Origin of the sequence: Phenylobacterium sp. (genome assembly GCF_044372605.1) — a bacterium.
In the GTDB taxonomy this organism is placed as follows: domain Bacteria; phylum Pseudomonadota; class Alphaproteobacteria; order Caulobacterales; family Caulobacteraceae; genus Phenylobacterium.
Genome location: NZ_JBILRO010000146.1, coordinates 1 through 8,657, shown reverse-complemented (window position 1 = coordinate 8,657; position 8,657 = coordinate 1). Strand labels below are relative to the sequence as shown.

At 64.9% G+C, this 8,657-nt stretch carries 9 protein-coding genes; 5 read left to right on the top strand and 4 right to left on the bottom strand.

Annotated elements, in window-relative coordinates; genetic code table 11:
- Positions 1-199 precede the first annotated feature (199 nt).
- From ACIQ42_RS12180 to argE, 4 genes are read left to right on the top strand one after another with little or no spacing between them, the layout of a single operon-like run.
- Positions 200-883, top strand: a complete 684-nt coding sequence (locus ACIQ42_RS12180) for an ABC transporter ATP-binding protein (protein WP_397403178.1) — start codon at positions 200-202, stop codon at positions 881-883.
- The gene (locus ACIQ42_RS12175; protein ID WP_397422459.1) at positions 880-2,049 is read left to right on the top strand and encodes an ABC transporter permease; all 1,170 of its coding nucleotides are present in this window, start codon (positions 880-882) and stop codon (positions 2,047-2,049) included. The genes ACIQ42_RS12180 and ACIQ42_RS12175 overlap by 4 nt, the downstream gene beginning before the upstream one ends.
- A gap of 11 nt (positions 2,050-2,060) precedes the next feature.
- Positions 2,061-3,245 carry an ABC transporter permease gene (locus tag ACIQ42_RS12170; protein WP_397422458.1) on the top strand — a complete coding sequence of 395 codons (1,185 nt, stop codon included), beginning with the start codon at positions 2,061-2,063 and terminating at the stop codon, positions 3,243-3,245.
- Positions 3,242-4,426 carry an acetylornithine deacetylase gene (gene argE, locus ACIQ42_RS12165; RefSeq protein WP_397422457.1) on the top strand — a complete coding sequence of 395 codons (1,185 nt, stop codon included), beginning with the start codon at positions 3,242-3,244 and terminating at the stop codon, positions 4,424-4,426. The genes ACIQ42_RS12170 and argE overlap by 4 nt, the downstream gene beginning before the upstream one ends.
- Here argE and ACIQ42_RS12160 read toward each other — a convergent pair.
- Positions 4,386-5,429 carry a glycosyltransferase family 2 protein gene (locus tag ACIQ42_RS12160; protein ID WP_397422456.1) on the bottom strand — a complete coding sequence of 348 codons (1,044 nt, stop codon included), beginning with the start codon at positions 5,427-5,429 and terminating at the stop codon, positions 4,386-4,388. The genes argE and ACIQ42_RS12160 overlap by 41 nt on opposite strands.
- A 31-nt stretch (positions 5,430-5,460) precedes the next feature.
- Here ACIQ42_RS12160 and rfbC point away from each other — a divergent pair, with 31 nt between their 5' ends.
- On the top strand, positions 5,461-6,012 hold the full coding sequence (gene rfbC, locus ACIQ42_RS12155) for a dTDP-4-dehydrorhamnose 3,5-epimerase (RefSeq protein WP_397422455.1): 552 nt from the start codon (positions 5,461-5,463) through the stop codon (positions 6,010-6,012).
- Here the strand turns inward: rfbC and queG are convergent.
- The 3 genes from queG to ACIQ42_RS12140 all read right to left on the bottom strand — a co-directional run.
- Complete coding sequence (gene queG, locus ACIQ42_RS12150) at positions 6,003-7,127, bottom strand: tRNA epoxyqueuosine(34) reductase QueG (protein ID WP_397422454.1); 1,125 nt, start codon at positions 7,125-7,127, stop codon at positions 6,003-6,005. The two genes, rfbC and queG, sit on opposite strands and share 10 nt — an antisense overlap.
- Positions 7,108-7,797: a glutathione S-transferase family protein gene (locus ACIQ42_RS12145; RefSeq protein ID WP_397404334.1), complete on the bottom strand. Its 690-nt coding sequence runs from the start codon at positions 7,795-7,797 to the stop codon at positions 7,108-7,110. The genes queG and ACIQ42_RS12145 overlap by 20 nt, the downstream gene beginning before the upstream one ends.
- A gap of 68 nt (positions 7,798-7,865) precedes the next feature.
- On the bottom strand, positions 7,866-8,657 hold a 792-nt coding region (locus ACIQ42_RS12140), incomplete at its 5' end, for a cation diffusion facilitator family transporter (protein WP_397422453.1).

Genomic DNA, 8,657 nt, shown 5'->3' with positions numbered 1-8,657 from the left:
GAGGCCATCCTCGACGCCTTCCCCGAAACGGTCCTGCCGGCCCGGGTGATCGCCAAGATCCCGACCGCCAGCCGAGACAAGGCGACGGTCCGTGTCCGGATCGGCTTTGACAGCAAGGATGTCAGGGTCCTTCCTGAAATGGCCGTCAAGGTCACCTTCCTGGAACCCCGCACTTGACCCCGGCCTGCAGGACCCCGCGATGAGCGCCCTCATTCAGCTGAACAACGTCACCAAGAACTATCGTCGCGGCAAGGAAGGCATCGCCATCTTTGACGGCCTGAATCTCACGATCGAGAAGGGCGATTTTGTCGCCATCATGGGACCGTCGGGCTCTGGCAAGACCACCCTTCTGAATCTGCTGGGCGGTACCGATCGCTGCGACGGCGGCCAGATCATTTTCGACGGTGAGCGTATTGACGGCTACTCGGAGGGCCAGCTCGCAGCCTGGCGCGCGCGCAGCGTGGGCTTCATCTTCCAGTTCTATAATCTCATGCCCGTGCTGACGGCCGCCCAGAACGTGGAACTGCCATTGATGCTGACCAAGTTGCCGGCCAGGAAGCGGCGCGACAACGTCGAAACCGCGCTGAAGATTGTGGAACTGTCCGACCGCGCGAAGCACAAGCCCAAGGAGCTCTCGGGCGGTCAGCAACAGCGGGTGGCCATCGCCCGCGCCATCGTCTCGGACCCCAAGCTTCTACTGGCGGACGAGCCCACCGGGGACCTCGACCGCAACACCGCCAACGATATCCTGCGCACCCTGCAGCAGCTGAACCGTGAACTGGGCAAGACCATCATCATGGTCACCCACGACCCGGAAGCCGCCCGGTTTGCCAACCGCACCCTGCATCTCGACAAGGGAACCTTCGCGGAGGTCACCGCATGACCGACTTTGACCTGGTCCGGAAGAACCTGTTCCGCAAACCGCTCAGGACCATCCTGCTGACCGTTTCGATCTTCATGGCGTTCCTGATCTTCGGGATGCTCACCAGCCTCAACGTGGCACTGAACCGGGCGTCCGAGAGCGGGTCCTCGGCTGAAAGACTGGTCGTCTCCAACAAGATCAATTTCACCCAGCCGTTGCCCATCGCATATGTGAACCGGATTGCGGCGATCCCGGGGGTCACCGGCGTGACGCACTCCAGCTGGTTCGGCGCCTACTATCAGGACCAGCGCAACAGCCGGTTTGTGGGCTTTGCCGTGGATCCGGCTACCTACATGACCCTTTACGCCAACGACATCCGGCTGACCGACGCCGAACGCAAGGCCTTCATCGCCGAACGCACCGGCGTCATCGTCGGTAAGTCCATCGCCGACCAGTACGGCTGGACGGTGGGCCAAACGGTGCCGATCAGCTCCAACATCTATGTGAAGCCGGACGGACGCCGCAGCTGGGACATGAAGATCACCGGCATCTTCACCGGTGCCAAGCCGACTGACTCCACGGCGGCGCTCTATTTCCACTATGACTATCTGAACGAGACCAACACCTTCGGACGCGACCAGATCGGCAATGTGGCGGTGCGCACCGCCTCGTCGGACCTGAACAATCAGGTTGCAAAGGCCATCGACGCGGCGTTCGCCAACTCGCCGTATGAAACCTCTACGGTCGACGAGAAAACCTTCGCCCAGGCCTTCCTGAAACAGGCCGGCGACCTGAACTTCATTGTCACCATGGTTGTGTCCGCAGCCTTCGCCGCGATCCTGATGATCGTCAGCACCACCCTGGTTTCGGCCATGCGCGAGCGAACCAAGGAAATTGGCGTCATGAAGACCCTGGGCTTTTCGAGCCCGCGAGTCCTGCGAATGGTGCTGGGCGAGGCCTTGTTGCTGTCGACCATGGGCGCGGTGCTTGGGCTGGTGGTCTCGGCGTTCATTCTGGCTGGCCTGTCGAAGTCCCCGGCGGCGTCGACCTTCGGTGACCTGTCGATGGCGCCTGTCGTGGCCGTAAGCGGATTGCTGCTGGCGATCACGCTTGGCCTGGTCACCGGCGCCATCCCTGCCGCATCGGCTTTGCGGATGAGCATCGTCGACGCGCTTAACCGGCGTTAGGGAGCCTCGCGATGAGCCTGATGAGCCAGACCCGCTCGGTGATCGCCATGAACGTGCGATCCATCCCCCAACGCCTGTGGATGTCAGTGGCGACGGTGGTGTCCATCGCCCTGGTGGTGGCGGTGCTGCTGGGGTTCCTGTCCCTGGCCAACGGCTTCAACCAGACGCTGAAAGGCTCCGGCGCGCCGGACGTGGCCATCGTGCTGCGTGAGGGCTCGGAGGCGGAGCTCAACAGCACCCTCTCGCGCGAGCAGGTTGATCTGCTGGCGCGTGGACCTGGTGTGAAGATTGGCGCGGACGGGCGCCCGATCGTCTCTGGTGAACTGTTTTTGGTGGTGGACGGCATCAAGAAGTCGTCGCGGACCAAGGCCAACATGCCGCTCAGAGGTGTCGGCGCCAACGGCCTTCTTGTGCGTAAGCAGGCCAAGATCAGCCAGGGCCGCATGTTTGCGCCTGGCTCCAACGAGATTGTGGTCGGGGCCGGTCTGCTCAGGGAGTTCGAAGGCTTTGAACTGGGTAAATTGGTACGGTTTGGGGCCCAGACCTGGCGGGTAGTGGGCGTTTTCGAGGCGCCGGGCACCGTGTTCGAATCCGAGCTCTGGGCCGACGCGCCGGTGGTGCAGAGCCTGTTCAAGCGCGGTACATCATTTCAAACGGCCCGTGTTGTCCTGACCAGCCCGGGGGCGCTGCCGGCCTTCGAGGCCTACGCCAAATCCGAACCCCGGCTGCAGCTGAAGGCGCAGAGCGAGCTGGCCTACTACGCCGCCCAGGCCGAACGTTCGGGCCTGTTGATCAGGTACTTCGGCTGGCCGCTGGGCATCATCATGGCCATCGGCGCGCTCGCGGGCGCGCTCAATACCATGTACGCCTCCGTCTCCAGCCGTGCGGCCGAGATCGCAACGCTGCGGGTGATCGGGTTCTCCGGTTTCTCGGCCTTCATGGGCACCATGGTCGAGGCGATGGTGCTGTCGGCGATCGGCGCGCTTCTCGGGGTGGCGATCTGCGCCCTGGGCTTCAATGGCCTGTCAGCCTCGACCCTGGGCGCCGGATTCACCCAGGTGGCGTTCCGGGTGCAGATCGGGCCCGAGATCATCGGTCAGGCAGTGACGCTCGCCCTGATCATTGGGCTGGTGGGCGGTATCTTCCCGGGCTGGCGGGCGGCGCGACAGAAGCCTCTGCTGGCGCTGGCGGCATGACCCGCGAAGTCGCGACAGATCTCTATCCAGCGGCGAGAGACATCCTGCAGACGCTGGTGGGCTTCGACACCACCTCACGCGGCTCGAACCTGGAGATGATCGCCTGGGTCGAGGCCTATCTGGATGATCTGGGCGTTCCCCACCGGCGCGTCGCCAACGCCGACGGGACAAAGGCCAACCTGTTGGCCTCGATCGGACCGATGATCGAGGGTGGGGTCGTGCTTTCCGGGCATACCGACGTGGTGCCGGTGGACGGCCAGCCGTGGAGCACCGACCCCTTCACCCTGACCCAGAAGGGCGACCGCCTGTTCGGGCGGGGGACCTGCGACATGAAGGGGTTCATCGCCTTGGCCCTGGCCGCTGCGCCGGAGCTTGCGGCGGCCAAGCTGTCGCGACCCGTGCATCTCGCATTTTCCTATGACGAGGAGATTGGCTGTCTGGGCGCGCCACATCTGATTGAGGTCATCCGAAACGAACTGCCTGCGCCGGCGGTGGTGCTGGTGGGCGAGCCCACCAGCATGGAGGCAGTAAATGGCCATAAGGGCATCGCTACCTTCCACGTAGCCGTGACGGGCCGCGAGGTCCACTCCAGCCAGCCGCACCTGGGAGTTTCGGCGGTGATGGAGGCGGTGACCCTGATGTCGTCACTCACCAGGCTGTCGGCGCGCCTGATGGATGAGGCGGATCCCGCCTCCCCTTTCACGCCGAAGGGTCCGACGTTGACCATCGGCATGGTTCAGGGTGGCACGGCGCACAACATCCTGGCGCGTGAGTGCAGCTTCGTATTCGACCTGCGCGCGCCGGGGCCCCGGTCACCCGCGGAAATCATCGCGCCATTTCTCGCCGAGGCGGTGGCGATGGACCAGGCGCTCAAGGCCCGCGCGCCTGAGGCCGGCGTGGTCGTCGAGATGCGCACCGACGTGCCGCCCTTCGTTCCCGAGCCTGACGGCGTCGCCGAGGCCTTCGCGCGCCGCATGGCCGGAGATAACGGCCCGCCCAGGGTCGTCGCCTATGCGGCAGAGGCCGGTCAGTTTCAGGCCGCCGGATTTTCCACCGTGATCTGCGGCCCCGGCTCCATAGATCAGGCGCACCAGCCCGACGAGTATATCGACATCTCCCAGATGCAGCGCGGCGCGCAGTTCATGCGCCGCCTGATCGACTGGGCGAGCGAAGCGGCTTGATCACGGCCCTTCGCCCGGACAGGTCCCGGGGGTTCCAAGTCAGCGCACGCGCGATCTGCAGCAGGGACGCGCGACGTCCGCGCTGCACCACGGCGCGGCTGCGGAAGATTTTCGGCGCGCCAGCGAAGGCCGCCCTGACCGCTGTCCAGATCAGCCGCGCATGGGGCCGGTTCTCGGCCCGCAGATAGATCGCGGTGAGCGCCAGCAGGTGCAGGGGTACCACCAGCGGCAGCAACGTAGCCGGCGTGTTCTTGAACAGCACCCAGAAGCGGTTGCGCGTGCCGTGGAAGACAGCAAATTCAGACTTCCGTCCCCCTGACGACGCCGATCCTACGTGGCCAACCACCGCCCCTGGAACCAGCGCCGTCGGCTCATTGGCCAACTGCAGTCGGTAGCCGAGGTCCACATCCTCGCAATAGCAGAAGAAGTCCTCGTCGAAGCCGCCGAGTTCCTGGAACAACGCCCTGTCGATCATCATCGCCGCGCCGCAAGGGGAGAAGACCTCGCCCTCCCACGCCTGGCCCACATCACGGCTGAGGTAGCCGCCGCGATAGGGAATACCGAAGATGCTCATGACGTCGCCAAGGCCATCCAGATAGCCCGGTTGATCCTCGGCCAGTTGCACCGACGTGAAGGACCGAACCGTCGGGTGGCGTTCCGACGCCGCCACCAGTTCGGCCAGCCAGTCGGGCCGGGCGAAAGCGTCAGGGTTCAGCAGAACGTACCACCTCCCGCGCGCCAACCGTGCCGCCTGGTTGCCGGCGCCGGAGAAGCCCACGTTCTCTGCGTTGCGGATCAGCCGGACAAAGGGAAAGCTTGCGGCGATTTCGGCGTCGCCGGGGTCCGGCGAGGCGTTGTCGATCACCAGGGTTTCAAAGTCCCGGAAGGTCTGGGCGGCCAAGTGTTCAAGGCAGGTGCGCAGCGTCGGGCCGGAGTTGTAGGCAAAGATGCAGACACTCAGTCGCGGCGCTTGCGTCTTGTCATCCTGCGCCGACTGGGCCATGCGACAGCTTCACTCGCTCAAACGGTAACCCATGACGATCACGCCGCTCGCCATTCCAGACCTCCTGCTTATCACGCCCAAGCGCCATGGCGATGCGCGCGGCTGGTTCTCCGAAACCTGGAGCCAGAAGGCCCTGGTCGGCACTGTGGCTGACACCGCGTTCGTGCAGGATAACCAGGCCTTCAGCGCAGCAAAGGGCACTCTACGCGGCCTGCACTTCCAGCTGGCGCCGCACGCCCAGGGCAAGCTGATCCGGGCGCTGAAGGGCGCGATTTTCGATGTCGCGGTGGATATCCGCGCAGGCTCTCCCACTTACGGCCAGTTTGTCAGCGCCGAGTTGACCGCAGAGGGCGGAGAACAGCTATGGGTGCCGCGCGGCTTCGCTCACGGCTACTGCACGATCACTGACGACTGCGAGATCTTCTACAAGGTCGATGGCCAGTACGCGCCGGACCATGAGGGCGGGATCATTTGGAATGACCCGGACCTGGCGATCCCCTGGCCGTTGGACGGCGAGCCAGTTCTTTCGGGCAAGGATCAGGTGCTGCCGCGCCTGAAGGACCTGGGCCCGGCTCAGTTCTGAGCCCATTCAGTGCGGACGCGATCGTCCCGCTCGGTCGCCATTCGGCTGGTGCGCAGTTCCGCGAAAACCTCGGGCGCCAACCTGGCCAGCGCCCAGGCCGCCGCGCCTCGGACCACGGGCGCCAGGTCGTCAACCAGTTGCTCGGCCTCGACCGCGAGAGCCGCGTCGCCTGAATTGCCGATGGCGTAGAGCACGTTGCGGACGAAACGGTCGCGGCCAATACGTTTCACCGGGTTCTTCGCGAACAGGGCGCGAAAGGTCGCGTCGTCCAACCGAACCAGGTCGACGAGCGCCGGCGCTCTCAAGACTTCCCGCGCCGCAAGCTTCTGGTCTCGCGCCATGCTGGCGAACTTGTTCCAGGGGCAGACCGCCAGGCAGTCGTCGCAGCCGTAGATCCGATTGCCCAGCGCCTCGCGGAACTCGACTGGGATCGGACCCTTGAGCTCGATGGTGAGGTAGGAAATGCAGCGCCTGGCGTCGAGCTGGTAGGGCTCCGGGAATGCTCCCGTCGGGCAGACATCCAGACAGGCGCGACATGAACCGCAGGTGGTTGGGTCGACTGCGTCGGGCGGGAGCTCGAGGGTGGTCAGGATAGACCCCAGGAACAGCCAGGAGCCGAATTCGCGGCTCACCAGATTGGTGTGCTTGCCCTGCCAGCCCAGACCAGCACGCTCGGCCAGCGGCTTTTCCAGCAGGGGCGCGGTGTCGACGAACACCTTCAGTTCACCGCCGAAACGGGTGACCAGCCAGCGGGCAAGAGCCTTCAGGCGCGCCTTGATCACCTCGTGGTAGTCATCGCCCTGCGCATAGACGCTTATGGCGGCGAGGTTGGGTTGGCTCAGGACCTGCAGCGGATTGTGGTCTGGGCCGTAGTTGACCCCCAGGACGATGGCCGATCGAGCCCCCGACCACATAGCGCGCGGATGTCTGCGGCGGCCGGCGGTGTCGGCCATCCACTCCATCTCGCCGTGCCGGCCCGCCGCGATAAAGGCTTGCAGACGCGCTGCCGCCGGCCAGGTCTCGTCGATGTCCGTGAAGCGGCAGATGTCGAAGCCGAGCCCTAGCGCCTCGCTACGGATCAGGTCGTGGTCAGGCTCAGAAATCGAGGTCGTCATAGTGCCCGGCCGGGTGCAGGCCCGGCCAGCGATCGTTGAGCAAAGGTCGGAAGCATGGCCGGGACTTCAGCTTCATGTACCAGGTCTTGCAGGCCGGAAAGTCGCGCCACGGCATGTCGCCGAAATAGTCGATGATCGACAGATGGGCAGCGGCGACGAAATCGGCCAGTGACAGGCGCTTTCCCGCCAGCCACTCGCGGCCCTGCAGCAGCTCGTCGAAAACGAAGAGGTGTTTCTTCAACCCCTCGCGGCCCTGACGAAGGTTCGGAATGTCCGGGGAACCCAGGCCCAGCAACCGCTTCTCGATCTTCTCGTGCAGGATGTAGCCGCTGGCTTCGAATTCGAACTTCCGCTCAAACCAGGTGAGCAGGCGCCGCGCCTCGGCCCGTTCAGCGGGGTCTGCAGCAAAAAGGGGCGGGTCCGGATAGGCTTCTTCCAGGTGATCGAGGATCGCGCGTCCCTCGCACAGGATGAGCGGCGGCTGGCCCTCGGTGGTTTCGACCAGGACCGGGATCATGCCGGAGGGATTCAACTTGTTCAGCTCACGCGGACGCTCCCAGTAGCGCACCGAGTTTTCGACGAACGGCAGCCGCTTCTCGCCCAGCACCAGTCGTACCTGGCGAGACACGGGATCGAGCGGAAAATGGTGGAGGGTGCGTTCGACACTCATGGGGCTTCTGCCGCGTCCTGGGCGAATCGGAATCCACTCAACAGACACCCGGGGTCTTAAGGTCTCGTTTACTGCGCCGCGCCGGTTTCTGCGAACGCTCCGCCGTGTGGCTCGGCCCGACCGCGGGGGTCCGGGTGGATCAGGATGTCGGCTGACGGAAACACCTCGAGAATCCGGTTCTCCGCCGCCACAACCGCGCGGTGCGCCGCTTCCAGAGTCATGTCAGGGTCAAGGTCCACATGCATCTGCATATGGATGAAAGGTCCGGAGGCGCGCGTGCGCAGCTGATGGACATTGGCAAGGCGACCATCCGCAGTCACCAGTCGCACGATGTCTGCGCGCGCCTCGTCGGACAGCTCGTGATCCATCAACTGACTGGCAGCCTCGCGAAACACACCGATGGCGCTCCATAGCAGGAGGGCTGCCACCGCCAGGGCCGCGAGCGCGTCCAGCCCATTCAGGCCCAGCCAGGCCGACAGGGCGATCCCGATAAGGGCCGCGATGTTCGAGGCCAGGTCCGATACATAGTGCGCGCGGTCGCCGGACACCGCCACGGACGCTGTCTGGCGTAGCACCATGGTCTGCGCCCTGAGCAGCAATAGTGTCAGGGCGATCGAGACGGCCATCACGGCGACGGCCCACCCTTCCTGCTGCAAGGGATGCGGCGCCATCAGGTCGCCGATGGCTTCGCGGGCGATCAGGGCTGCAGACGCAAACACCAGCCCGGCCTGTACCAGACTGGCAAAGGCCTCGGCTTTGCCGTGGCCGAAACGATGCTCGGCGTCCGGCGGTGCGGCGGCGTAGCGTACGGCGAAGAACGTGACGAGCGAGGCCACGAGATCCAGGCCGGAGTCCGCCAG

Coding starts and splice junctions, on each gene's coding strand:
- ACIQ42_RS12180 (WP_397403178.1), top strand. CDS start 200: ATGAGCGCCCTCATTCAGCTGAACAACGTCACCAAGAACTATCGTCGC.
- ACIQ42_RS12175 (WP_397422459.1), top strand. CDS start 880: ATGACCGACTTTGACCTGGTCCGGAAGAACCTGTTCCGCAAACCGCTC.
- ACIQ42_RS12170 (WP_397422458.1), top strand. CDS start 2,061: ATGAGCCTGATGAGCCAGACCCGCTCGGTGATCGCCATGAACGTGCGA.
- argE (WP_397422457.1), top strand. CDS start 3,242: ATGACCCGCGAAGTCGCGACAGATCTCTATCCAGCGGCGAGAGACATC.
- ACIQ42_RS12160 (WP_397422456.1), bottom strand. CDS start 5,429: ATGGCCCAGTCGGCGCAGGATGACAAGACGCAAGCGCCGCGACTGAGT.
- rfbC (WP_397422455.1), top strand. CDS start 5,461: ATGACGATCACGCCGCTCGCCATTCCAGACCTCCTGCTTATCACGCCC.
- queG (WP_397422454.1), bottom strand. CDS start 7,127: ATGACGACCTCGATTTCTGAGCCTGACCACGACCTGATCCGTAGCGAG.
- ACIQ42_RS12145 (WP_397404334.1), bottom strand. CDS start 7,797: ATGAGTGTCGAACGCACCCTCCACCATTTTCCGCTCGATCCCGTGTCT.